This window comes from Planctopirus limnophila DSM 3776 (genome assembly GCF_000092105.1).
Taxonomy (GTDB): Bacteria; Planctomycetota; Planctomycetia; order Planctomycetales; family Planctomycetaceae; genus Planctopirus; species Planctopirus limnophila.
The window spans coordinates 4,170,992-4,197,222 of record NC_014148.1; the positions used below are offsets into that span (position 1 = coordinate 4,170,992).

The following is a 26,231-nucleotide window of genomic DNA, read 5'->3' on the forward strand; positions in this document are numbered from 1 at the left end:
CTCGCATTACCACCACCTCTCAATTTGGCAGAAATCTCGCCAGAAGCTGCCGGAGAGGACAATCAGGTCATGTCAGAATATCACAAAGTTTCAGGGATTGAAAACAGGAAAAAGATCAAGCTGCCTGATCAATTCCCAAGAAGCACCTATGGGCAGGAAGGTGTGCTACAGAACTCTCCAGAGAATTTCTCCCTTTTGATGGGCCCGCCTCTGCCTTCAATCTCAAGCCATGCCCCCAAACATCTGTTCACGTTACATCCTATTGACCTCTTGAGAAGAGGGGCGTGCTTTCCCGGTGCGAAACCTCGATTGTAAAACTCAAGTCACGAACGAATTTCTACGGAGAAATCCCTAACTGTCATGTTAGACTATCAATATGCCTTCTCTGGGCCAGTCGAATCTCCGTTAAGTGCTTCAAGCGTAACACCCTTCTGCCAGTGCTGATTGAGGCTCCCCTCATGGCGACAATTGTCGATCGTTCGGATCCTTTGTCCTCTGCTGAGTTTGTGACAGTTGACCCTGCGATGGCAGCACTGGTCGACAGGCGTCATCGCAAAATTGCCGACTGGCTCAAATCTCATCAGTTCGACGCTGCGTTGCTGACGGATCCCGCCAATCAGTCGTGGCTTTCGGCGGGTGCCGATTTTTCTGGTGCCGAGATGTCCGGCCCATCGACGGCGATGTTCGTGACTCCCGAATCGCGTGTGATTGTCTGCCATAACGTGGCCTCTTCTCGAGTGTTCGAAACCTGTATTGGTGGCATGGGATTCCAGATCAAAGAGCGTCCGTGGTACGAACCACTTGAAGTCTTATTGGCGGATTTGTGCCGTAGCCGGAAGGTGGTGCTGGATCGCTTTGGCCCATTGGGCGAAGCCCGCACAGAGGCATTTCGTAATTTTCGCTGGCCACTCGATGACCACGATGTGGAACAGCTCAAAATGGGTTCAAAAATCATAACTCATGCCGTTGAAGCGACTTGCCGCGGCTGGTATCCGGGAAAACGGGAATGCGAACTGGCTGGCGAAGTATCTCATCGCCTGCTCAAGCACGAAGTCACTCCTGTCCGTGTGCAGATACTCGCTGATGGCCGGGCCAGACGTTTCCGCGACTGGGCGTGGTCTGAAGATGAAACCACCAGTACAGTCACGATCGTTGCAATTGGTCGCTACAAAGGGATGCATTGTGGAGTCAGCCGGACGGTTCTCGATGGGCCGCTGGAAGGAAGTTTTGCCGAAGCCTGGGAAAAGCTGGCACTGGTGCTGGGGACAGCCATGTTTTTCTCACTGGGCAGCACGCCATTGAGCCAGATTTGGGGCAAAGTCGCTCGCATTTACGAAAAATTTGGCTGTGCGGATGAATGGGAAATGGCTCCTCAAGGAGAGCTGCTCGACTACGGCCGCATTTCGGCACTGATTACGCCACAATCCAAAGTCGCTGTCCCCGCGCGCGGAGCTATTTTCTGGCGACCGTCGATTTCCATGGCGATGGCGGGAGAAACTGTTCTGGCAACGGAAGAAGGAGCCCGAGTCCTCACTCACAGCGGCGACTGGCCCACCTGGGATGTCGAAATCAAAGGGAGCCACGTCCCGGTCACAGCGATTCTCAGCCGCAGCGAATAATGCAGAACTTCTGGTAAGTTGCCGGTCAACTGGCTCTTGAACAGTTTGCGTATAAGGTTCGCTCGTAACGACTTCCCTCCCCGACTTCTCCGACCTTCGTGGTGATCCTGCCTTCAATCCGTCGGAATCCAGTTTCTGAGCGATCTGGCAGCGTAAGACCTTTTCGTTGATCAATAACTGGCCCCCATACAGTGGCACAAATCCCGCCAGGGAAATCGCGGATTCTGATACCGATCCCAGAAATCCAATACGCCTAGAAAGTCGAACTGGCATGCTTGCTCCGAGCCGCAAGCATGGCACACTCGCTGGGGGTTCGAAGACTCAACCCCAGCCACCGACCGAAATACTTGAGATCTGTGCGATCTGGCAGCGTAAGCCCCCTTCGTGAATCAACGGCTGACCCCCACACGCTGCGACAAACCCCGCAAGGGGTATCGTGGATTCTCGGCGTTCTGGCAGCGTCAGACCCAATCGTGAATCAACGACCGGCCCCCATACGCTGCCACAAACCCGCAAGGGGGGGAATTGGCATAGGGGAGTTTTTTGGAGTTTGTTAAACTTGAGGGAAAGGTTTGTTTTCTGGATGATTTTTGATCGCAAGGAACGCGATGACTCCCTCACCTGCCACCCTGATGGAACCGGATACCAAGACTGAAGTGAGTGCCTTGAATCGAGGATCAGGTCCATCGAGCGACTCGGGTCATGAGGCTGAGGTGCGGCGGCTGATTGCCCAGGCGAGAAGCCGTATTGAGCGGCCTGATGACGAGATTGAAAATCCTGTCTCGGCGGGCTGGGGGTTGCTGTCGGTGTCGGCTGTCTTGATGTGGGCCACGTTTGCACCGCTTGATCAAGGGTATCTGGGTTGGCTGGCTCTGGTGCCTGTCCTGTGGCTGGTGCAGAGACCACGCTGGACGAAACGCACGATCGCTGCGGCGTATGTGACGTCGCTGGTAAGCCAGTTGGCTTCATTGCAATGGATGCGGCTGGGCGATCCCACCATGTATGTGGCCTGGGTCGCTCTGGCGGCGTACATCGCCTGTTATCTGCCTGTATTTCTGATGCTCTCCCGGCTGGCTGTTCACCGGTGGAAAGTCCCGCTGGTGGTGGCTGCCCCCGTGATCTGGGTGGCACTGGAGTTTGTGAAGGCCCATTTGTTCACAGGTTTTGCGTGGTACCTGATGGGCCACTCGCAATATCGCTGGCTGGAAATGATTCAGGTCAGCGATCTGGGCGGGGCCTATCTGGTCAGTTTTGTGGTGGTGGCTGGTGCCTGTGCCATCACGATGGCTTTAGCTCGCTTGTGGGGAACATGGCTCAGTCGTCGAAAGTCGGCCGCCCAGGCTGCGATTTCGATCGAATGGGCCATGGGCAAGTCGGCTGTTGTACAGATTCTGGCGGCTTCCGTACTGATTTCAGCCACACTCGGTTACGGGTATTTGAGACGATCGCAGGCGAACTTTACTCCTGGGCCGAAAATGGCATTGATACAGGGCAATTATCCGGCCTCACTGGTCGCGCGAGCCGACGATTCTGCCCCGATGTTTGTCACACATATGCGGATGACGGGGATGTCGGTGGCTCATCGGCCGGATGTGATCGTCTGGCCTGAAACCATGTTCCGCTGGCCATTGATTGATGTCCCTGCCGATTGGACGGATGAGAAACTGAAGTCGCTGAGAAATGGCCCGCCTGTGGCGGCCTGGCGCGATCAGACCATTCGCAAGACGTTGGCAGGTGAAGCCCAGAAAGCCGGCGCTGCCATGATTCTGGGCCTGGAATCGATTGTGCCGGGCGAAGAAAAGATTCTCCGACACAACTCGGCGGCCTTTGTGAGGCCCGATCTGGGAGTCATGGGGCGATACGACAAAATTCACCTGGTTCCTTTTGGCGAATATCTGCCACTGGCTCAGACGATACCGGCTCTGAAGTTCTTCTTGCCTCCTGCGATGAGAAACTCGTTTGGGCTCGATGACGGCAAATCGGCAGCTGTTTTTGAGTACGGCAAATGGCGCATGGTGCCTGTCATTTGTTTCGAAGACACCGTGCCCCATCTGGTGCGGGATATCGTGGGGAGTGTCAGTGAGAAGGAGCAGGGTCGGCAGGTCGATGTCCTGGTCAATCTTTCGAACGATGGCTGGTTTCACGGATCGAGTGAACTGGAGCAGCATCTGATTACCGCGGCTTTTCGAGCGGTTGAAACACGAACACCACTTGTTCGAGCGGTGAATACTGGGATTTCGGCATTTATCGATGGCGATGGGGCGATTCTCGATCCTGAGGTCTATCTCGATGGTGATCGGTTAGGAAGAACCAGCCCGCGCGACCCGAAAACCGGAGCCTGGCTCAAGCAGGTCAACAGTGCGCAGATCCGTACGGTTCCACTCGATGACCGCACCAGTTTCTATGTGCAATATGGCGACTGGTTCACCGCCTTGTGTGGGTTACTGGTGGGAATACTGCTGACAGCTGAGATCGTCACCCGCTGCCAGACCTGGTGGCATCGAAAGGCGTAACCGATCTTTCCCGATTCGTCAGAACGACATAAAACACGGCATCGGCCTGTATCAGGAGTGATGCCACATGTCCTATTTCGTTTCGATCTGCCTCACGACTGCCCGACGTTGTGGCAGAGTCATGATTCTGTGCCTCGTTCTGGCAATGACTGGCTGCGCAAAAGCTCCGCAGGATGCCAAGACAGCCACCGATTCCTCGGATAAGGGATTTGTCGTCTCTCCGTTGACGGCTTCGGGTGGCCCGGCTGGTGCAGCCGACTTCCCACTTGACGCTGGCTCGACAGGTTCGGCGCCATCCATCTCCGATGGCCCGATTCTGCCCGATCTTCCAGCACAGTCGGAACCTGCGATTGCTGGTAGCGAAGCCCCACCTTTTCCTGCCAACGAGCCAGGTATGGAAACGGTAACTGTCACCGTGAATGGAAAAGCTGCGATCGAACCCAAAACCATCGAGTTTGGAGAATTCGATCCGTCACAAGCTGCTGCTTACGAGATCCAACCCCGGCCCGCGATGTCACCCACAGCCAGGCAATCGACAGATAGCGGATTTACACGCGAAACCATCTACTTTGCGACCAATCGAAAACGCACGGGTTCAACCAGTGCCAAAGAGGCATACAGTTCCCATCGAGGCGAACTGCAATGGGGAATGTGCCAGGTCAGCATTCCTTACAAGCATAAGCCTGGCGAAATGGAATCGCCCAAATGGTACCAGTGGAGTGAAGATCCCAAGCAGCACATCATCCTGATGGATCCACTTGAACAGCTTTCGGAAGCCAACTGGATGACTCGGATTCGACAGAAGCTGGCGGGGGCCAGTTCGAGTGAAATTCTGGTCTTTGTACATGGCTACAACGTGACATTCGAGAATGCCGTGCGCCGGACGGCTCAGCTTTCTTATGATCTCAATTTCCCGGGGGCAGCCGTCTGCTTCAGTTGGCCGGCAGGGAACAGCATGGTTTACACGACTGACTGGACCAATGCGGAATGGTCGTTGCCGCATTGCCTGCATGTTCTCAAGCAGTTGGCGTTGTTCTCGAGGGCTGACAAGATTCATATTGTCGCTCATAGCATGGGCAGCCGTGTGGTGACTTTTTCACTCAAAGAGCTGCTGCGCGAGTTGCCAGTGCTCGATAACCAGCCGCTTTTTAATCAGGTGGTGCTGGCGGCTCCTGATCTCGATGCTGAGATCTTCCGCACGCAGATCGCACCGGCGATTCAGAAGGCCTCCCGCAGGCTGACGATTTACGCTTCTGAGCAGGATCTGGCTTTGAAGCTCTCGCAAGGCCTCAATGGTGGCACTCGACTGGGAACCGCCACACCTGTCTCATTGACGACGACGGGCTTCGAGTGGATCGACTGCATCGATGCCACGGCGATGAGTCAGGAGCCCATGATGACCTTACAGCACGCCTATTACGGCGATTCCCCCCGTATGATCAGTGATCTGCGCCGAGTGCTGGCTGGTGAGAATGCGACAATGCGTGGCCTGGTCTGTGAAAAGCCGGGTCTCTTTCAGATTCGCTGAGGCCAGGCTGGTTTAATGGGATTTGAGTAAGCCACTTGCCTGCAACACAGCGGTTTGGACGGCAAGATCGTGGGCGTAGGAGTAGTCGCTGGGCTTATCGCCGCGAATAATCTTCGCCATATCGTCGGCATCACCTACATACCGGGCATATTTGGGGAGTTCGATCTCCTGCACGCCTTTGCGATAGACCTTTCCAGTGTCTGGATCGGTCACCGATTCGGCCAGAGAGAGCCGGATAGAGGGATTATCGAGCGGTTGAATGTGAAAGGTGCCTCGCGTCCCGCACACAGTGACATGTCTGCGGGCAAAACCTTCCACTTCCACGCCTGTCGAGCGAATGGTGGCAGTGGCTTTCGGGTATTCGAACACCGCCAGCATGTTATCGATCAGACGATCCTGACCAGTGACTACTTGCCTGGAGAACGACGTGATGCGATCAGGTTGCGGAAGAATATTCAGCACCAGATCAATCACATGGCAGCCCAGTTCGAACATGATTCCGCCAGGATAGGCTCCCAGTTGCTCGCGAGTGCGGGGATCGAGGACTTTACTCATGACGGCGTGGACTTCAAAGATCTCGCCCAGCCATCCTTGCTGAATAAACTTCTTGAGAAGTAAATAGCCCGGGTTGTAGCGAAACATATAGCCCATCTGCATAAGGAGAGATTGCCGCTGGGCGCTTTGCAGAATCCGGCGGTATTGTTCGAGAGATTCTCCGGCTGGCTTGTCGAGATGCACATGCCGGCCAGCGGCAATGCAGGCTTCCGCTTGATCCAGCAGGTGACGAACTTCGGTCTCGATGAGGACCGCCTGCAAGCCCGGCTGGGATAGAAGTTCCTCGCGAGTCATCCAGGGGAGATCTCGAAAAGCCGGTTTGTTCTGAGCTGCCAGCCTGAGTTTTTCATCCGGCTCAACAATCCCCACGACTTCGTAATCGGGCGAGTTGCGGTAAACGGCCAGCTTGTCCGCATGCGCATGCCCGACGCCGATTTGACCGATACGAATCTTGGGATTGTGGGTGGGCACTTCAGCCGATGAAACTCGCTGAAGCGAACTTGCGACAAGCAAACATGACCCGGCACGCCTAAGAAATATTCTACGATTAATTCGTTTCATACCGTGTTTCCACGCAACGACAATTCGATCAAGGCTACGGTTGTAATCTCAACGCTGAAACAGATCATGCGAAACACGTGTGGTTCAATACTACGAATTACTTCTAATATGTCGCTTTATTCCTTCTGAAATCGCAATAATTTCATCATTTGAAAGATGAGATTTAATCATCTTAAGCTTATATGGGAGCTGTTTATTGTTAATCACCCAAACAGCAGATTCTTGGCAAGCTGCCTCTACAAACCAACCAGGGAACACCAATACTGGCCGTGGATTAATCTTCTTTCCAGACTGTTTGTAGATGACTTCACTAATAAATCTCGAGCCGGCTTCAGCTTGCTCAATTGGGTTTCTTTCTGGGGACACCCCGTTCACTAACACCATTGAGCCATCGAAAAACACCTTTGGATTACCTTTAACGGGCTTCGAGTAAGTCTTGGTCTCAATGACAAATACTCCAGCTGGACCTATTAGAACATGGTCTACGTTAAATGAGGGACCCGGAACATCATTAAGAAGCATGTAACCTAAAGGAACTATCGTTTCTTGAAGTTCCTGAGCGACTGCCATTTCACCGTCAAGGCCAAGTCGCATTTGGGAGAGTTTCTTAAACACCTTGCGCAACATGATTATTGAAATGATCACAGCAACAGCCGCGATCACAGTGATAAGCACCGGCATTGGTGGAACTGAGAAAACCCATCGATACCATTCTAGCAATGCGAGCATACATAGGCTTACTGGCAAGCAAATCCATGTAATAAAAGCATCATCAAGTAGATCGCGCATTTGCACTCGAAGTGAAGAACCCGCATACGGAATAGGAGCGTCTTTGATTGGTGATTTCTTTGTCATATATACCTACTATATATAAATGTATATACGCTATAATAGTTTACAAAACACCTACTCATCTGTCACGCAGCCTTCGCTCGCGTTTTTCACGTTCTTAATATACTTATATAATGTGCCGCGGGTGGCGAGGTAGGGTGGGGCGACGAAGGCGGCTTTGCGGGCCTGGTAGTCGGCTTCTGTCCAATCGACGTCGATGCTGTTTTTCTCGGCGTCGATGGTAATGATGTCGCCGTTTTTCACGAGGGCGATCGGGCCCCCTTCCTGGGCTTCGGGTGTCACGTGGCCGACGATGAATCCGTGTGATCCACCACTGAAGCGGCCGTCGGTCAGCAGTGCGACATCACTCCCTAAACCGGCTCCCATAATGGCGGAGGTCGGGGTGAGCATTTCGGGAAGACCTGGCCCGCCCTTCGGCCCTTCGTAGCGGATGATGATCACATCACCCTTCTGAATCTCGTTGTTTTCCAGCCCCTTGAGCATCGCTTCTTCCTGATCGTAGCAGCGAGCGGGGCCTTTGAAGACGAGCCCTTCTTTACCAGTGATCTTGGCGACAGCCCCGTCCGGGCAGAAGTTGCCGCGCATAATGCGGATGTGGCCAGTCTCTTTGATGGGTGTCTCAATTGGCACAATCACGCGCTGGCCTTCCGCCAGACCGGGGAGTGGCTCCAGGTTTTCGGCCAAGGTCTTGCCAGTCACCGTCAGGCAACTGCCATCCAGCAAGCCTTTTTCGAGCAGATATTTGAGGACCGCGGGAGTTCCGCCCACGTTGTGCAGGTCTTCCATGACGTATTTACCACTCGGTTTGAGATCAGCGATGAAGGGCACGCGATCTGAAACCTTCTGGAAGTCGTCGATGGTGAGCGAGACGCCAATCGCGCGAGCCATGGCAATCAAGTGGAGGACGGCGTTCGTTGAACCCCCGGTGGCCATGATGGTCACCATGGCATTCTCGAAGGCGGCTCGCGTCATGATATCTGAGGGCTTGATATCCTTTTCGAGCAAAGTGCGAATAGCCTTGCCTGCGGCGAGGCATTCTCCCATTTTGAGAGGATCTTCCGCCGGGATCGATGAACTGTAGGGTAATGACATTCCCAAAGCTTCGATCGCACTGGCCATCGTATTCGCGGTGTACATGCCGCCGCAGGCACCGGCACCGGGACAGGCATGTTCGATGACTTCCTGCCGCTCTTCGTCGCTCAGCTTACCAGCGAGGTATTCGCCATAAACCTGGAAGGCCGAGACAATATCGAGCTTGGGATGTCGCGGAGTACAACCTGCCCGGATGGTGCCGCCGTAAACCATGAGTGATGGGCGGTTGAGTCGAGCCATGGCCATGATGCAGCCAGGCATGTTTTTATCGCAACCGGGAAGCGAAATGTTGGCGTCGTACCACTGGGCCGACATGACCGTTTCGATGCTGTCGGCAATCAGATCGCGCGACTGCAGCGAGAACGACATCCCATTGGTGCCCATCGAGATGCCATCGGAAACGCCAATGGTGTTGAATCTCATGCCCACGAGGCCGGCGGCTACGACGCCCTCTTTCACCTTGTCGGCCAGCTTATTGAGGTGCATGTTGCACGGGTTGCCATCGTACCACACACTCGAAATGCCAACCTGGGCTTTATCCATATCTTCGCGGCTCATGCCTGTGGCGTAGAGCATGGCTTGAGAGGCACCTTGCGAGCGTGGCTGGGTGATTCGTGACGAGTACTTGTTGAGCATGGGATAACCGTTAATTCATCTGGAGATCGTGAGGAAGTGGAAACAATACCGGCTGTCATCAACTATTGAACAAGGCCGCTGGGGTGAGGCACGCGGTCGACTCTGGGTAGCACGCGAGGTACATAAATGGTCGTATAGGCTTCGGCAAGGCGATGGGCATCCAGGGCGGTTTGAGATTCCCAGTGTTCATTGAGGATGAAAACTTTCGAGTCGTTCTTCGACTGATACACTTCGAATCTGAGGCAGCCGGGCTCGGCTCGTGAAAGCTCGCCCTGCTTCTGGAGCAACTGGCGGATCTCGGGAACATCTGCGGCTTCGCGGACTGTCAGAAGAACATTGACGTAAATCATGCTAACTCCGCCGAATAATCATGGGTGACTGAGAGCTGGCCGACAGGAGCAACCGTCTGGCTGGAAGTCCTGAGGCACTCCATCGCTAAAAGTTCGTGGAATGTAGCATAACGGCCGTCTTTGTGTTTCGCCGCCACTGTGACGAAGATGAGTATGTGTAAATTAGTACACACTGGCTGTGCTGCGGCTTCAAAACGATGCGACAATGCGAGAAATTCTGCGGCGTGGACCGGTCAATGATCTGCCTTTGTTCATCATTGTGGCTGAATGCGATTTGACTTGGCAGAGACCGACATCATAATGATTGCGCACATCTACGTTTTGGAATCAAAACGCACAGAGTAACAATGCTTGTTGATCTAAGTGATACACTGACGAGTCTTCGGGATTCTGGGTGCAAAAGATAGACAGAGAGAAACACATATGGCCGCTGGCTGGTTGTCTCGAAATGAGTTTCGTCAGGCCGCTGAGTTCCCTGATCTGCCGGAATTCTCCGTGTGGCAGCAGGAGGTCTTTCAGTTACTTCCCCGGGCGACGTCCATCGATGCATTCGGGCGGGAGGTCGCGGCACGACTGGCTGGCCTGCTGGGGGTCAGCTATGTCGCCATCTGGCAAAGATCACCTGCCTGGGCCTCGATGGTTCAATACGGCCGACTGGCCAACGACGATCTGCCCCAGAGCCTGATGATCGAAGCACTCGACCGGGATGCAGCGACGATCGGTGTTAAAGCCAGTGGAAGCTGTCTCGTCGCCCCCTTGCCTCAGGAAGATGGGCTCTCTTCATTGGGGACGGCTGTCCTTGTGATCCACGGTAAGAACCTGCATGACAAGCAGTTGCCCTCCGCGATGTTCGCAGCTCAAACGTTCGCGACAGCGCTGGCAGTGTGCCAGAAGACGATCAAGGCACAAGAGCGAGCCGAAAAGCTACGCGAGATTCTCAAACTGGCTGCACAACTGGCCAATGAGCAACAGACAGAAAAACTTCTGACAAGAATTGCCGAGGAAGCGACCCGCCTGCTCGACTGTGATCGCGCCAGCATTTTCATCTGGGATCGTGAACATCACGAAGTGATTGCCTGCCCTGCACTGGGTGTCGAAGGGGGCTCACTCCGACTTTCTGACAAAGTGGGTGTCGTGGGAGAAGTCATTGCCAAGGTGCAGTTGATTCGCGTGGACGATGCCTACGCCGACCCGCGATTTCATCGCAAAGTCGATGCTTCCAGTGGCTACAAGACCAGCAATCTCCTCTGCGGCCCCTTACGCGATCTCGACGGCAAAGTTCTCGGTGCCTTTGAAGTTATTAATCATCGCCAGGGCCCCTTTTCGCAGGAAGATGAGATCACACTTCTCGACCTGTGCATTCAGATTGCCGCTGCCCTGCAGAACACCAGAGAACGCGAACTGCTCGTGACATCGAATCGTCAACTGACCGAGCAGGTCTCGCGTGGGGTCAACATCGTTGGCGAAAGCCCGGCTATCGTCGCTATGCGGAGCACCATTCGCCGTCTCGCGGGAACCGATCTTCCTGTCCTGATTCTCGGAGAAAGCGGCACGGGGAAAGAAGTCGTGGCTTCCTCACTGCATTACCAGGGATCGCGGGCTGACCGGCCGTTTATTGCTGTGAATTGTGCAGCTCTCACGGAAACACTTCTCGAAAGCGAACTCTTCGGGCATGAGCGTGGGTCGTTCACGGATGCCCACGAAATGCGCCGCGGTAAGTTTGAACTCGCGGAAGGGGGAACCATCTTTCTCGATGAAATTGGTGATCTGAGTGCGGGTGGTCAGGCCAAACTCTTGCGTGTTCTGGAGCAGAAAGTGATCACACGCGTGGGTGGTTCGCAGACGATTCCGATTAATGCGCGTGTCATTGCCGCCACGAATGCCCGGTTGGCCGAAGCTGTGCGTGCAAAGAAGTTTCGCGAAGACCTCTACTTCCGCTTAAATGTTGTCACATTAGAAATCCCGCCGTTGCGTGAGCGAGCGGACGATGTTCTGCCTTTGGCCGAGTACTTTCTCGAACAGTTTGCGGTGCAGGCCCGCCGCGGGAAGATGCATCTTTCGGCTGAAGCCAGGCGCCGCCTGCAATCGCATGCCTGGCCCGGCAACGTGCGTGAGCTGCGGAATCTGATGGAACGCGTGGCCTTTCTGGCACCGGCTGAGCGGATTGAAGTCGAAGATCTGGCCTTCATTCTCAGCCCTGAGCGCGACAGTTTTCATGAGCCCTCGCTCGATATGGGTCTCAGTGAGGCGACGAACTCCTTTCAGCAGGAATACATCCGCCGGGCGATCAAGCGGGTGCGCAACAACATGAGCGAAGCGGCGAGGCTATTAGGCCTGCACCGCTCGAATCTTTACCGCAAAATGCGGCAGCTCGATATGGCGGAAGCGGGGGATGGGGAAGAGGAAGAGTAACCAAATTAATGATAGAACAAATTCTGCAAGCCTCCTTTAACAATTTATAAAGATCGTCAACTGCAATGGCTTACTTCACAGACCTCTTTACCGTTAAGACCTACGAAGCGTTCCTGAATTCACCACGTGAGTTTTCTGGATTTCGCGAATCACAGCAAAGGATGGCAGATCGACTAAAGCCCGGGGATAAACTCCTCTGCTATGTCAACGGTCTATCGCGGTGGGCTGCAGTGCTTGAGGTTTCGGATAAGGCCTTTATCGACCGCACCCCTTTGTTCGTCGAAGACAACGACCCTTTCGCCGTACGAGTTCCCGTTAAGACCGTTTGCTCGCTTCCACTGGAAAATGCAATACCCATTCGCACGGAAAACATTTTCGATAATCTCAGTTTCACCAAGGGAAAGGGAGACGGATACTGGCTTGGGCCCCTTCGACGCAGCTTGCAACACATCTCCGATGCCGACGGGAAACTCTTGGAAGCTGCGCTGATGGAACAATTAGCCGTTAAGAGGACGTATCCCCTTGACCAGAAGAAGTTCGATCGACTTCAAGGAACGACCGTCAATCGTGCGGACGGAGCGGTGACCGTAACAGTCCCCGACGATGAAACGGACGTCACCTCGAGCAAAGGAAAGTCGGATTGGGAATCAATCAGGATGCAGGCAGCGATTGCCAAGTTGGGCGAGGAGATGGGTTTTCGTATCTGGCTTCCAAAAAACGACCGGAGTGCAGTCTGCGCAAACTGGAAACCTCAAGCAGGAACACTGATCGACGTTCTGCCACTGAACTACGATAATGTGACAATCGCCACGATAGAGCAGATTGATGTCCTCTGGCTTAAGGGACGTTCAATCAGGAGAGCTTTCGAAGTCGAGCACACGACGGCGATCTACTCGGGAATTTTGCGCATGGCCGATCTTTTGGCCTTACAGCCTAACATGAATATCTTGCTCCACATTGTTGCCCCTATGCTACGACAGGAGAAGGTTTTCACAGAGATTCGACGACCTGTCTTCTCCATGCTAGAAGGAAAGCCGCTCGTGGAACAATGCACTTTCATCGCGTACGAGGACTTGAAGGAAATCATGAATCTTCCACACCTTAGCCATTTATCTGATTCCATCATCAGTGAGTACGAGGTCGTAGCGGTCGATTAGTTGTAACTCGATCTCAGCTGCTTGGTTCAATACATCGTTGAAATGCAGAAGCGATGAATGGGACTTTGAAGACTGCCAGCCGAGTTGATGCTCAGTCTTCAATACAGATGAGAGCAGGAGCTTTAATCAAACTACAAGTGACCGCGAGGGGAAATCATCGTCGTTTGTTGAAGTCAGCGCAACAGGGCGTGATAGGGTGAAGGCTTTCGTTTGAGCGCGCCTCATGGTTGGGGTCGAAAGACTCCACTTGTGAATCCGGACAGAGAGTGCTTCGCCTGGGCTCGGTCAGGGCCTCTTGCCGGGGTGATGTGACAGTCGCTGCCGGTTGGAGTGCTGCGTTCGCGCAGTGCTTCACTCGAATTCGAGACGTTTGTGTGCGGTTGTTCGGCTTTCGGTGATCACGATCACTTCAGATGCATCATGATTGCCAAGGTGACAACAATCGCCTGGGTGAGATCCAACCCGCAACGGCTTTCCGCCACTTTTCAGGGCCCTTCTTTCGAGGGGAACCTGGTGATGGGATGTTGCGCGGGCTCTGACACGAACCGGGACATTTTCAAGACGCCCTCAGGCTGCTGGTCACAGTGGTCTGGGGGTGTTTTTTGTTGGGGGTTGGGTATTTGGTGTTTGGTGTTTGTTGGTGAATGGTGGGGAGTTGAAGGTTGTTGGTTGGGAAGAGGTGCTTGGTTGACTTATCACGCGAGTTCGAGGCCGCGCATTGTGCCGGTTGAGCTGGCGAAGTGGTCGGTTTCGAGGCCCATGCGCTGGAGCATGCTGACGAAGAGGTTGGGGAGCGGGTAGTTGCGGTCGCGGTCGAAGCCGAGGTGCTGGCCGTGACGGAATCCGCCACCCGCCAGAAGCGTGGGGAGATTGGTCGTCACATGGGTCGAGGCGTTCCCGAGGTTCGAGCCGTAGAGGATCATCGTGCGGTCGAGGAGCGGCTGGCCATCCTCCTTGGAATCCTTGAGCGAGGTGAAGAGGCCGTCCAAGAGCTTCATGTGCCACTCGTCGATCGCCTGGAGCTGGGCCAATTTCGCGGGGGATTTGCCGTGATGCGAAAGGTTGTGGTAGCCCTCGGTGATCTCGTGGTCCTCCAGCTCAAGAACCGGCGAGTTGACGCTGTCGAGCATCAACGTGATCGAGCGGGTCGAATCGCTCTCGAAGGCGAGGCGGGCCATATCGTACATGAGCTTCGTCTTGGCCATGTATTCCGCCGGCGTGGAGATATCGGTCGGGACGGGGCCGGGCGCGGTGGGTTTGGGTTTGCGTTCCCACTCCTTACCAACGGCCAGCCGCTGTTCGAGATCGCGCACGCTGCCGAAGTATTGGTCGAGCCGCTCGCGATCTCGTGCGGGGAGCGACTTCTGGAGATCTTTGGCTTGTCCCGCGACGGCATCGAGAATGCTCTGCCCCTGCTCGAGTTTCCTCACCTGGGCCTCGATCTGCGCCGGCGACCCCTGGGTGAACATGGCACGGAAGATGGCAGAGGGCTTCTCCTCACAGGGGATCAGCACGCCGGATCCCGTCCAGGAGAGGCTGCGAAGGCCACCGGAGGTGTTGACGCCCAGCGTCAGCGAGGGAAAGCGGGTTTTGATGCCGATCTGCTCGGCGATGTACTGGTCGAGCGAGATCGTGTTGCGGAAGCCGCCGCTGGAGGGATGGGGGGCGGCAGTCAGAAAGCAGATGTCGGCGGGGTGGCCACCATCGACATCGGGATGGGAAACGCCGCTGAAGACTGTGAAGTCGTTGCGATGGCGCTCGAGGAGCTTCAGGTAGGTCGAAGCCTCGTAGTCACGACCAGTCCCCTGGGGAAAGAAGTGCTCTGGAAGCAAGCCGAGGTTGTTGCAGATGCCGAGGAACCGCCGGGGTGTTTCCGACTCCCTGGGAGTCTTCGCCAAGGCGGGTGTCATCGATTCCAGGAGCGGCAGCGCCAAGCCGACACCGGCGGCTTGCAGAAACAGACGCCGTGGCACGGCCATTCCGGTAATGCGATTCATATTGAGGAATCCTCGGTCGTGAACAAACTATCGCGAAACATTAACTATTTATTGAGAAACAGGGGGCTTTGGACGAGTGCGTGAATGAGATCGGCAGTGCGGTAGCCGTTTGCCGCCGCCTCATTGAGTATCGACTCGATCGCCGGTCGATCACTGAATCGAACCGGTGCTCCGGTGGAATAAACGGTGAATTGACCGACGAGATTGCGGGCCAGTTGCCGTTCATCGGCGAGGAGAAGTTTTTTGAACTGGGTGATGTCCTGGAACGATTCCCCGGTGGCCAATTGACCGCTGGCATCGACGGGCAAAGCTTCCTTGAACTGGAGGGGCTGACCGCTGCGGGCCAGACCGGCAACGCGGGTCTCTTTCTCGGCCAGAGCGCGGTATCTCGTGCGGAAGCCGCCCGCGATATCGAAGCTTTCCAGGGCGAAGCCCGGTGGATCAATCTGAGCGTGGCAGCCATTGCACGAGACCTGATTGCGGTGTTTGGCCAGTTGTTCCCGAATGGTGGTGGCACCACGGAGATCAGGTTCGACGGCGGGAACGGGGGGCGGCTTGGGCGGTGTCTTACCCAGGATGCGATCCATGACCCAGGCCCCGCGAACGACGGGCGAGGTGGTGGTGCCGTTGGCGGTGACCGTCAAGATGCTGGCCTGTGTGAGCAGGCCGCCGCGTACCGAATCGGGAGGGAGCATCACCTTCCGCAATGTGGTTCCCTCCATGGCGGGGAGACCGTAGTGGATGGCGAGTCGTTCGTTGGCGAAGGTGAAATCGGAGTCGATGACATTCCTCACGGGGAGGTTGCCAGTCAGCATCTCTGTGAAGTAGAGCCGGGTTTCTTCGAGTGCGGAGTCGGTGAGCCAGTCGTCGAGATAGTAGTCGCCGTAAAGGCCTGCATCAGGGGAGTTGTTGAGGATTTTGCGTTGATCGAGCCAGTAGTCGATGAACGATGTCACGAAGCGATCCCGGCGAGGGTCGTCGAGCAGGCGCTGGGTCTGTTGGCGCAGGACCTGGGGATCGCGTAATCGACCGGTCTTGGCCACGGCGCGAAGTTCGGCATCGGGTTCGGAGTTGATAAGGAAGTAGGAGAGCCTCGAAGCGAGCGCGAAGTCGTCGAGCGGGCCGGGTTCGCTATGGCAGGTGGTGAATTCGGGCGAGCAGAGGACCGCCGTATAGCCTGCGATCATCGCCTCGCGAAAGGAGACTCCCAAAGCGAGCTGTTGCTGGATCACGGGGAGGAAACGGAGCTGTTCCGATTCAGGAACCGGTCGACGGTAGGCCCGCTCGACGAACTGTTTGAGCAGCCGTGTCGCATCGGCCTGGTGATCCGTGGAGACGATTTCGACCGATTGACTCTTCTTTTTGCTTCCCGGAGGAAGGCGAATCGGCAGGTCGCCGAAGAGCAATTGATGCCCCCGCGGTGGCCAGATCTCGTGAATGGGACCCTCAACCTCCAGCCAGCGATAAACCACTCCGGGTTGCCCGTCGGCCTCCGCCAACGGATTCTGCCAACGTGTTTCGCCGGGGCGCGAGCGGAAGAAGCGGGAGGCGTCGGGACGGATGGTTTCACCTGCCAGAAGATCGACTTCCAACTCATGAATACCTGCTTCCGGCTGAACGTCGAATGCACCCAGACGTCGCAACTGCCGAGGTGGCATTTCGGCATAGATGGTCACAGGCTCGGAGCGACGCCCCGCGCTGACATCATCCAGATTGGGAATGAACCATTTGGGCGACATGGCCTTGGGATTTTTGAGATTGTGATTGGAGCCATTTGGCCCAACCCATGCCGAATGGGCCATGATCCGCAACTTGTAGCGGCCCGAAGCGGGAGCACGGAACTGGTCAAACTTCGGTTCGACCGGTTCATAGGCCCCCTGCACCAGACCGATCCCTTCGAGTTCCCGCGCCACCGGATCGGCGGCACCGACGGACATCGGCTCGGTGCCGTCGCGCACCTTGGGCTGGGCGGTGTATCCCATCACGGGGAATGCGGCCCGCTCCGGGGCGGTGTTGAACTGGCTGAAGGTCATCTTGCGGGCGAATGAACTCTGTTCACGCGCATAATACTTCCGGATGGGCACCTCGGGGGACTGCGGTCGTTCGACCACAACGCCGTTTAGGGCCCGATCAGCGGCTTCCAGATAGCGGGCCATCTGCACGTGGGAGACATCCAGCGCATCACCGACTTTGTTGTAGCCATGCGCGACGGCATCCTCGGGAAGGATCGAGCGAATCGGCAGCCACGGGGCGTCCAGCAGATCTCGCAATGTGTTCTCGAACTCGATGCGGTTGAGGCGCCGACGGGTGGCACGGCCCTGGGCTTTGGTTTGCCGCTCTTCCTCGGTGGTGATCGCCTCGTTGATGACGCGGAGCAGCGCGGTGCGATCCGACGGTGTGATCGGATCGCCATCCTTGGGTGGCATTTCGCCCGATTGAACGCGGTCATGAATCCGCACCCAGACTTCGGCATTCCGTGGATCGGTCGGATGGAGTGGCAAAGCGGAGAGATTCAGCTGACCCGAAGGACTCGTCGCATCATGGCAGGCGAGGCAATTGGTCTTGAGCAGGGCCGTCAAATCCTCTGCACCCCGCGCGGAGGGCGCGAGAAACAATCCGGCAACGAGGACAAAGACCCTCAGCATCACAAAACCTCAACATGGGCCAGATCGACATTTTCTGGCCAATACAATGTGAACACACTGATAAGCATACATTAATGTAATGTATGGCATGGGGAATTGCGATGGGATTGTGCCATGCGGGGATGGGGAGGATGAATCGGATTCTTAACCGGTAGGGTGCGCTCTGCGGACCATGTTCGACCTGCCCTGTCGATGTAATTCGAGAATCTCAGGCAAAAAAGCACGCAATATGGTCCGCACAGCGGACCCTACGGGATTGAGTCGCGGCGCAGGGCTTGACCAGTCAGGCTGGCTGGGTTCTGGCGAAGATCATGCTGGTTGCCCCAGGCCACGAGTTGTCCTCCTTGTTGTCCGGCACCTGGGCCCAGGTCGAGAATCTGATGGGCAGCCCGGATGACATCCAGGTGATGTTCGACCACCAGCAGCAGATGACCCGCCGCCACCAGCCGGTCAAAAACCTTCAGCAAGGCCTTCACGTCTGCAGGATGCAATCCGGTGGTTGGTTCATCGAGAGCAAAGCAGCGCTGGCCTTGAAAATCGGGGCGTGCGAGATAGCTGGCCAGGCGGATTCGCTGAGCTTCACCAGTTGAGACCGTGCGCATGGGCTGGCCCAGTTTCAAATAGCCTAATCCCAGTTCACAAAACAGATGCAACGGACGGGCCAGCCGCTCAAAGTTCGCAAAGAACTCGGCGGCTTCAGAGAACTCCATGCGTAATACGTCACCCAGCGATTTCCCACGAAAACGAATCGCGAGTGTGGCCGGGTTGAATCGATCTCCCGCGCAGGTTTCGCAAGTCGTTTTCCAATCGGGGAGAAAATCGGCCTCCAAGGTCACTTCACCCTGGCCCAGACACACCGGGCAGCGGGCCTCGGGGTGCCAGGGGCTGAAGCGTGCGGGGGTAAAGCCTCTCAGTTTGGCATCTTTCGTCGCAGCGTAGATTTTACGCACCAGATCCCACAGACCGGCGACTGTCATCGGGAATGATTTCCAGCCACGACCGACAGGTGATTGACCAATCGTGACGACCTCGATCAGTTCGTCAGGAATCGTGGCCATCAAACTGCGATCGCCACTGGCGAGAGTTTTTGAACCGGGCCGCTGATGTCGAGCATTCAACGCCTGCTGAAGTGCAGGCAAGATCCCTTCCATCAGCCAGGTGGTTTTTCCCGAGCCGGAAACTCCGGTGAAACATACGACTTGCCCCATCCCCAGTTTAAGTGCCGGAACATGCACATTTCGCACCCGTATGGGCGGTATCGTGATGAATCCCGCGTCACAACTACCGAGGATAATCGACTCAGGCAAAGCTTTGTTAATCGACGATTGATCGTGCTGTCGATCATCAGGTGAGTCAGTCGCCCGGATGAGTTGACGACATCCCTTCAGCCATGGGCCAATCACCGATTCGGGAGCTTCCGCAGTGGCTCGCGGCGTACCGGCTGTCACGAGTTTTCCCCCGAGATGGCCAGCTCCGGGGCCAAGTTCCACCAGCCAGTCCGCCCCTTGCAACAGATCGACTTCGTGCTCGACAACGACAACCGTGTTGCCGACATCCCGCAGAGCGTTCAAAGCGTTTTTAACACGATACAGATCGGCACGATGCAACCCGCTGGAGGGCTCATCCAGCACAAAGCAATAGCCCTTCCGCTGACTGGCAATCAATGTCGCCAATCGACTGCGGGTCAGTTCTCCTCCCGATAAGGTCTGTGCTGATCGATCCAGTGTGAGATAGCCCAATCCCAGCCGCTGGAGTCCATCGAGCCGGCGGATGATTTCGGGGATCAGGTTCTGCCGGAGCAGCCCCTGATGAGTTGACCTTCTTTCCGGAAGAGCTTCCTGTTGCCATGCCGTTTCGATCTGCCGCATGGCCTTCAAGGCATCATCCACATTGAGCTTTAACCAGTCGGGAAGAATTCGCTTTTCCCAGAAAGTATGCCGGGCGACTTCCCCCAGTCGGCTCCCCTGGCACTCTGCACATTTCTCGGACGACACCACTTGAGCAACAGCTCGCTGGGACTGGGCCTTGGAGGCCGACTTTTGCTGTCGTTTGGGTTTGGGTGATTCTTCGGCCAGGCAAACTCCCAAAGCCAGGCAGGCAGGGCAGGCACCGGCAGCACTGAAGTGGCTGAAGGTACGTAACTGTGGATCAGCAAACGAGCGATGACAGGGACCGCAAAAACGGATGGTCGCATAGTGACGATCCGGGGCACCATCGATCGTGACCAGACAACAGCCGTGCCCCAGACGCAGAGCCACATCGAGCGACTCGGCCAGTCGACTACGGATTCCGTCCTTGATGATCACTCGATCGACCACGGCTTCAATCACCGGCCGAGGGGCATCTTCAGGCAATACAAAGACATCTGAAGTATCGATCAGTTTCCCATTGATCCTGGCTCTGACAAAGCCTGACTGTGCAATCTGCCGGAGTCGATCCTGAGGCGAGATGCCAGGGTCATCATCGACTTTTGCCAGCAGTTGGAGTTTCGTTCGCTCGGGCAAAGCCACCAGGTCATCGAGGATTTCATCGTGTGTCGACTGCTCGACAATCGACTGGCACGATGGGCAGTGCAGTACACCGGCTCGAAAATAGACCACTCGCAGAAGATCATGAATCTCCGTGAGAGTGGCTAAGGTCGCCCGCGGACCTACCGATAACGTGCGGGAATCGAGACAGATCGTCGGTGGCAAGCCTTGAATTTCATCCACATCGGCCCACGACTGCCTGCGAAGTTGTCTACGAATCTGAGGATTCAATGTCTCCAGATATCGCCGTTGTCCTTCGACAAACAAAGTATCCAGGGCCAGCGATGTCTTGCCGGAACCACTGATCCCGGTGACTCCCACAAGTTTTCCCAGTGGAAGATCGAGAGTGAGATTCTGCAGGTTGTGGGTGCGGGCACCACGAATTCGAATCGTGCCGACGTTCTCAGTTTCCTCCATGGTCTCTCGCAAGTCCGGTCATCATGAGGTCGATCAAACAGGTGTCAAATCAGTCGTTGGTTTCAAAGACCGGCAACAACAGGTTATCCACCGGGGCATGATCATCAGTCAGGATCAAGCCGCGCGCAAGCCCCAGGAGCGACTCCATCTGGCCCGTCGTCTTGACGGTCTCATCAACTTTTGACGAAGTCGCAAAGGGGAGGCCCGTCCAGTGATCGGACGCCTCGAGTTGTGCCCAGTCGATAGGAGTTTTTGAAGCAGCAATCACGAAAGTATCTCGATTATCATTCGGGCTTCCCGCTTCACTGCTGAACACTGCCACATGGGGAAAGACCTGATGCAAGGTCGCGACAAACGCTGCCAGAAAGCGGCCTGAAGCCAGATTTTCCGAACGCTTTGCCAGACCTTCCAGCCCCTGTTTCCAGGCAGCATTCTCGGGATCGAGCGACAGCAGACGTTGTTTTAGGTCTCGTGTCAGAGCTCCCCGGACTGCTAGAGAATATCCCGTCCCGACACGTCGAATCTCGACAAACTCAAAAGGTGCCGGTGCCGGCGTCCATTCGTCATCCAGCAGCAATGAGGGGATGAGGATCGCGGGGAGTTCGAATGGGAGCCTGGGTGGCTGACGGCTTTTCTTTGCCAGTTCAGTGACGGCATTTTTCCATGCCGGTGAGGCGCTGCTTAACGATTTCAATCGGTTCTCGACAGCAGCAGGCATCTCTCCTCGAAAGCGTAAAGAGAAGATGCGCGTGCCGTGTCGATGGAGCGAAAACCCTGGAAAGCCTGGTGTATCGATCCATCCACTATTGTTCCATTCATTCCAGCCGGCAAAGGGAGGCTCACCATCGAAGGTCACCTGCTGCTCTTCGTCTTGAATACGTGGCCAGGCAGTTCGCGGATAGACATCGATCACGTTGACAAGGTAAGCCCCTTCCGGCGAAAGCAACTGGTGAATCTTCTCGGCGAACTCCTTCGTCGTGAGATGCCAGGGAACACTGAAATCATTGAAGGCATCACCATAGGCAAAGTCGTAGGCGATCTTTCCTTGCTGGTTCGATTCCCGCAGGAGGTCATCCACGACATTCCGGGCATCACCAATGCGGGAATGAACGCGTGTGGCCGGTGGTTTGGCCAGGCCCATTTCACTTTCCACAGCCGCCAGTACGGCTGGGTCGAGTTCAGCCACATCAATGCGTTCGCTCCCTGGGAACTGACTTTCAATCCAGCGGGGAAAGATATATCCCCCTCCCCCAATAAACAGCGAGCTGGCCTTTCTCGATTTCTTGCGAAGTTCGTCAATCGCATCGATCCAGGGCATGGATGGGCTGGTGGCCAGTGCCAGCCTGCGGGACTTTTCATCCAAAGGCTTCCAGACACTCAGCATTTCGAGTGTGCGGTCGTAACGCAGAATCTCATTGATTTCCTGAGGGATCCTGAAGTTTTCCGGCAACTCAGTCACAGCGACTGAAGAAAACCCTCCCCAGTCGGCTCTGGTTGAAAGATCTGACAGCTCATTCACAGCCGCAATATAAGCACCATCCGGGGCCAGCTTCAGTAGCGCTGACCAATCGACAATCGCTCGTGGCTTGAGCGAAATGGACTGCCGATCCGGGTTCCAGGAAAGACCTGCAGGAAGCTGAGCCACCACCTGCTCTCGGCCCGGGAAATTCGCGACCTGAATTTCGATATCGGTTTCGGAAGAACCAGCGAGCATTTCCGTAATGGCTGCATAGACCTTCTCATAATCATAGTCGAGACGGTTCGGATCAGCCGGGTCATAGTAACTATGGATCAGCTTGTCGAGCTTTAACAGCTTGATAGGCCGACCATCCTCGCTGTAATCTTCTGAGACGTTGATATATGAGTAGGAGCTTTCGTCGTGATATTCGCCTTGCCGGTCATCTCGTAAGGCAAGTGAAAGTCCCAGATCGTGCACCTGGCGGCCAATCGTTTCGCCATAGGTTCGCCAGCGTGAAGTGCGGGCATCTGTTGTCTGTGGATCTTCCCAGACCCCCACCATACGTGCCGAGAAACCAGCTGCTGAAGCGACGCTGGTTTCTGTGAATGTCGCCAATCCCCATGTCAGAGCCAGCAGCTGGCACCAGCCCAGAGCCACACCTGTGCGAAAGACTTTATTTTTCGAGGCGATGATCAAAGCCATGGCTGCCAACGTCATCGCAACTAGCCCGACAATAGCCCGTGTCCCAAACTGATCAATGAGATAAAAGCCGGTGAGGAATGTCCCGACAATCGAGCCCAGAGCACCCCAGGCATAGACATTGCCCATGGTGATCCCTGTGCGCGACGATGAAGCGACCGCCAGGCTGGCCACAATGGGAGAAATTGTCCCCATGGCACAGGCGGGCAGAAAGAAAATCAGCGAGACGGTCATCAGCACCCACAGGGGCCACGAAATTGATGCGGGTCGGGTAAAGGAGGGAATCAGTTGATCCAGCCATAAGACCGACCAGCAGGTGATACTCGAAATAAGAAACGTCCAGGCGAGAGAGCGACGAGGACGGGGAAGATCGGCCAGATAGCCACCGATGTAGTTACCCACTGTAATGCCCGCCAGCACAACGCCAATGACCGACGTCCAGGTATAGAGCGAGTTGCCGACATGCTTGCCAATCAACCGGGAGGCAGTCAGTTCAAGCGTCATAATGCAGACACTGGTGACAAACACAATCGCATTGAAACCGATGAGTGCCGAGACTTCATGACTGGCCAGCTTCTGTAATGGCTGCATGAAATCTGTGCTTGCGTTTTTCACTCGCGACTTTTGCGGTCGCTTAGGAGCCTCTTCAACAGGTGCCAAAGCCCGGACTGGAACAACCGGCTCGCTCCAGCGGGCTGGTGGATCTGAGAGGCGATAAGTCTCGGCTGTAGAAAGTTCGGAGGATTGGCCAAATGGAGTGGGAAGATTATCTCCCGGACCATTGTCGGCATCGGAGCTTTCGGAAGGGCCAGTCAATTCACGATCTCCTCTGGACAAAATCTGGCTGGCAGCTCGGGAAGAAACGGACTGCTATGACTCTGCAAAATCACAAGCTCAATCGTAACACAACGGAATCGTAACGAAGCAGAAAATGAGGTTCGTGAAAACGTCCGCTGAAAATCGGCTCTACATGACAGCCCGCCTTCATCAAGTCTTCATCGACAGTTTTCACTCTATAGCAGCCGAGAATCGGTGAACAGATTCAGAGGCGGTCTTTCGCTGTCTTCATGCAGGAAAGTCCTGAGGGAAATCAGTCGTGCAGAATTCATTTCTGGATATCACGAGATGTCTGGAGGAATTTCTTGTTCGGATTCCAGTATTCAACTGCGTTCCTTGGTATGGGGTGGCTGGGGTTGAGCGTCCTCGCGAACCCCCAGATAGTGCCGAAAATCGCTGGGGGGTCGAAGACTCAACCCCAGCCACCCGCCGCGCAGTTGTTTCTTGGAATCTGTATTGTTCGACCAGGCTTTCCACTTCGTTTGTTCCAATGCTCGGTTCGAAACCCCAGAGTGTGTCGGCTTCGATGTCCAATCTATTCCCACGACTTCTGATTCTGCTGGCGGGAATCGCTGCTTATCTCGTCGGGCTGGCGGCAGATTTCACGTTTGATGGTGTCGAATTTGTCGCGAATAATCAGGTTCTCGACAGGCTCTGGCCGCCGGAATACTTATCAAAGTACACCCGGCCATTCAGTTTTTTAACATTCGCGATCAATAAGGTTTGCTTCGGGCCGGCACCATTCAGCTTCGCACTCACGAACATCCTCATTCATATCGCCTCGGCGCAGATTTTGTATTCCTTTGTCAAGATTGTGCTCGAAAAAGCCCCTCGGATTCCTGAGTCCCTTTCGAGAGCGGCAGTACCCATCGCGCTGGTCTCCAGCCTGTTGTGGGTCGTTCATCCGCTGAACTCCCAGGGAGTGGCTTATCTCATTCAAAGGCAGGAATCCCTGGCCAGTCTGTTTTATCTTGGAACGATGGCCGCGTTTGCCTCTGCCGTACTCCATCAGCAGCGTTCCTGGTATCTCGTCGCCTGCATCAGTTGCGCGCTGGGAATGTTTTCCAAAGAGATTCTGGTGACAGCCCCCTTATGTGTTCTGTGGCTCGATCTGGCTGTGCTGTCAAAATCCTGGCGCGAAGTGACTCGCCGCTGGTATTGGCATCTGGCCCTCTGGCTGACGCTGGGTCTGCTCGCTCTGGTGATGTTATCGCATCAGGGGGAGTATGCTCAGGCAGGCATTGGAGATGTTCCGGATGTTTCGCGCTGGCAATACTTTCGATCACAACCCTGGGTCGTAGCGACATACGTGAAACTCTGGTTCTGGCCCACAGGGCAATGTGCCGACGCCCTGCTGATTCCCATCAACAATCCGGCGATCTACTGGCCTGGTCTCGTCATTGCAAGCCTCTGTCTGATCATCCTGTGGCGAATGAGCTTCCATCGCCCGGCACTTGGTTTTCTATTGGGAGCCTGGCTGCTCGTACTACTTCCTACCAGCTCCATCGTCCCGATCCAGGATCTTTACTTCGAACACCGGATGTACCTACCCAGCATGTTCCTGGCTGTTGCCACGACTCTCATGCTGAAACGATTGACAGATCGTTGGCAATTCAAATCTCAGGCACTTCGCTGGGGTCTCGTAGGGAGCATGATCTGCTTGCTGATTTTGATCAACAATTATCGCTGCACCGTCTATTTAAGCGACGAGGCTTTCTGGCGAGATGTGATTGCGAAGTCACCGAATAACAGCCGGGCCTATACCAATCTGGCACTTCAGATCGTGAAGCGGGCATCCAGAGAGAGTGCATCTCTCGATAAACAGAAGGTGCTGGAAGAAGCGATTGTGATGGCGCGACGATCATTTGAAATTCATCCCCTCAATGCTGTCAGCTATCAAAATCTGGCCTTTGTGTTAGGGGAAGCGAATCGTAAGGAGGAAGGAGAAAAATATGTGCAGATGGCCCGCATTCTGAAGACCAGAATGACTCAACAGGAACTGCTTGATTTTGGAAATTCCAATCGAGCGACCGAACCCGAGTTAGCACTCTTCTGCTACGAAAGAGCTAGGGAACTCCCTCCGGAGTCGAGCGAGGTTTACAACAACCTCGGGATTCTCACCCAGCAGGTCGAAAAGAATTTTGTGAAAGCGGAGGTCTGCTTTCAGAAGTCACTCTCCATTAACCCCAATAATCCGAATACCTACAATAGCTATGGCAATCTGCTCGTGCGGACGAAGCGCTATCAGGAAGCGGTCGCGGCTTTCGAAAAAGCACTCCGGCTGGACCCGCAACTGAAGTCAGCAGTTCAAGGCCGCGAAGTGGCGATACGCCTGCTGACACAGTCACAGAATAAGTAGTTTTGCTTGAGCCAA

Annotated in this window: 14 protein-coding genes; 6 read left to right on the forward strand and 8 right to left on the reverse strand. The window is 55.3% G+C overall.

Translation table 11 applies throughout. The features are described from left to right. Window positions 1-458 precede the first annotated feature (458 nt). From PLIM_RS16615 to PLIM_RS16625, 3 genes are all read left to right on the forward strand, one after another. Complete coding sequence (locus PLIM_RS16615; RefSeq protein ID WP_013111476.1) at window positions 459-1,619, forward strand: M24 family metallopeptidase; 1,161 nt, start codon at window positions 459-461, stop codon at window positions 1,617-1,619. A gap of 608 nt (window positions 1,620-2,227) precedes the next feature. Then, window positions 2,228-4,132, forward strand: coding sequence for an apolipoprotein N-acyltransferase (lnt, locus tag PLIM_RS16620; protein WP_013111477.1), 1,905 nt, complete (start codon window positions 2,228-2,230; stop codon window positions 4,130-4,132). 67 nt (window positions 4,133-4,199) lie between these two features. Next, on the forward strand, window positions 4,200-5,660 hold the full coding sequence (locus tag PLIM_RS16625; RefSeq protein WP_013111478.1) for an alpha/beta hydrolase: 1,461 nt from the start codon (window positions 4,200-4,202) through the stop codon (window positions 5,658-5,660). Between the two features lie 12 nt (window positions 5,661-5,672). On the opposite strand, the gene PLIM_RS16630 is transcribed toward PLIM_RS16625, so the two are convergent. The 4 genes from PLIM_RS16630 to PLIM_RS16645 form a co-directional block, all read right to left on the reverse strand. After that, complete coding sequence (locus tag PLIM_RS16630; protein WP_230849331.1) at window positions 5,673-6,686, reverse strand: Gfo/Idh/MocA family protein; 1,014 nt, start codon at window positions 6,684-6,686, stop codon at window positions 5,673-5,675. 180 nt (window positions 6,687-6,866) lie between these two features. Continuing rightward, window positions 6,867-7,631 (reverse strand): nuclease-related domain-containing protein, encoded by a 765-nt coding sequence (locus PLIM_RS16635; protein WP_013111480.1) that lies wholly within the window; start codon window positions 7,629-7,631, stop codon window positions 6,867-6,869. A gap of 51 nt (window positions 7,632-7,682) precedes the next feature. Next, entirely contained in the window at window positions 7,683-9,356 is a 1,674-nt protein-coding gene (ilvD, locus tag PLIM_RS16640) for a dihydroxy-acid dehydratase (protein WP_013111481.1), read from the reverse strand. Window positions 9,357-9,418: 62 nt separating this feature from the next. Continuing rightward, a complete protein-coding gene (locus PLIM_RS16645; RefSeq protein WP_013111482.1) occupies window positions 9,419-9,706 on the reverse strand; it encodes a putative quinol monooxygenase in 288 nt (95 codons plus the stop codon). A 423-nt stretch (window positions 9,707-10,129) separates the two neighbouring features. Here PLIM_RS16645 and PLIM_RS16650 point away from each other — a divergent pair, with 423 nt between their 5' ends. After that, window positions 10,130-12,118: a sigma-54-dependent Fis family transcriptional regulator gene (locus tag PLIM_RS16650; protein ID WP_013111483.1), complete on the forward strand. Its 1,989-nt coding sequence runs from the start codon at window positions 10,130-10,132 to the stop codon at window positions 12,116-12,118. A gap of 230 nt (window positions 12,119-12,348) precedes the next feature. Further along, window positions 12,349-13,275, forward strand: coding sequence for a hypothetical protein (locus tag PLIM_RS16655; protein WP_315849968.1), 927 nt, complete (start codon window positions 12,349-12,351; stop codon window positions 13,273-13,275). Between the two features lie 695 nt (window positions 13,276-13,970). Here the strand turns inward: PLIM_RS16655 and PLIM_RS16660 are convergent. The 4 genes from PLIM_RS16660 to PLIM_RS16675 all read right to left on the reverse strand — a co-directional run bounded on the left by PLIM_RS16660 (window position 13,971) and on the right by PLIM_RS16675 (window position 23,836). Continuing rightward, window positions 13,971-15,272 (reverse strand): DUF1552 domain-containing protein, encoded by a 1,302-nt coding sequence (locus PLIM_RS16660; RefSeq protein ID WP_013111485.1) that lies wholly within the window; start codon window positions 15,270-15,272, stop codon window positions 13,971-13,973. A 44-nt stretch (window positions 15,273-15,316) separates the two neighbouring features. Then, complete coding sequence (locus PLIM_RS16665; protein WP_013111486.1) at window positions 15,317-17,917, reverse strand: DUF1592 domain-containing protein; 2,601 nt, start codon at window positions 17,915-17,917, stop codon at window positions 15,317-15,319. 248 nt (window positions 17,918-18,165) lie between these two features. Beyond that, window positions 18,166-20,862 (reverse strand): excinuclease ABC subunit UvrA, encoded by a 2,697-nt coding sequence (uvrA, locus tag PLIM_RS16670; protein ID WP_013111487.1) that lies wholly within the window; start codon window positions 20,860-20,862, stop codon window positions 18,166-18,168. Window positions 20,863-20,911: 49 nt separating this feature from the next. Further along, entirely contained in the window at window positions 20,912-23,836 is a 2,925-nt protein-coding gene (locus PLIM_RS16675) for a fused MFS/spermidine synthase (protein ID WP_013111488.1), read from the reverse strand. 547 nt (window positions 23,837-24,383) lie between these two features. Between PLIM_RS16675 and PLIM_RS16680 the strand changes: the two genes are divergently transcribed. Continuing rightward, complete coding sequence (locus PLIM_RS16680) at window positions 24,384-26,216, forward strand: tetratricopeptide repeat protein (RefSeq protein ID WP_196349466.1); 1,833 nt, start codon at window positions 24,384-24,386, stop codon at window positions 26,214-26,216. The last annotated feature ends 15 nt before the right edge of the window (window positions 26,217-26,231 follow it).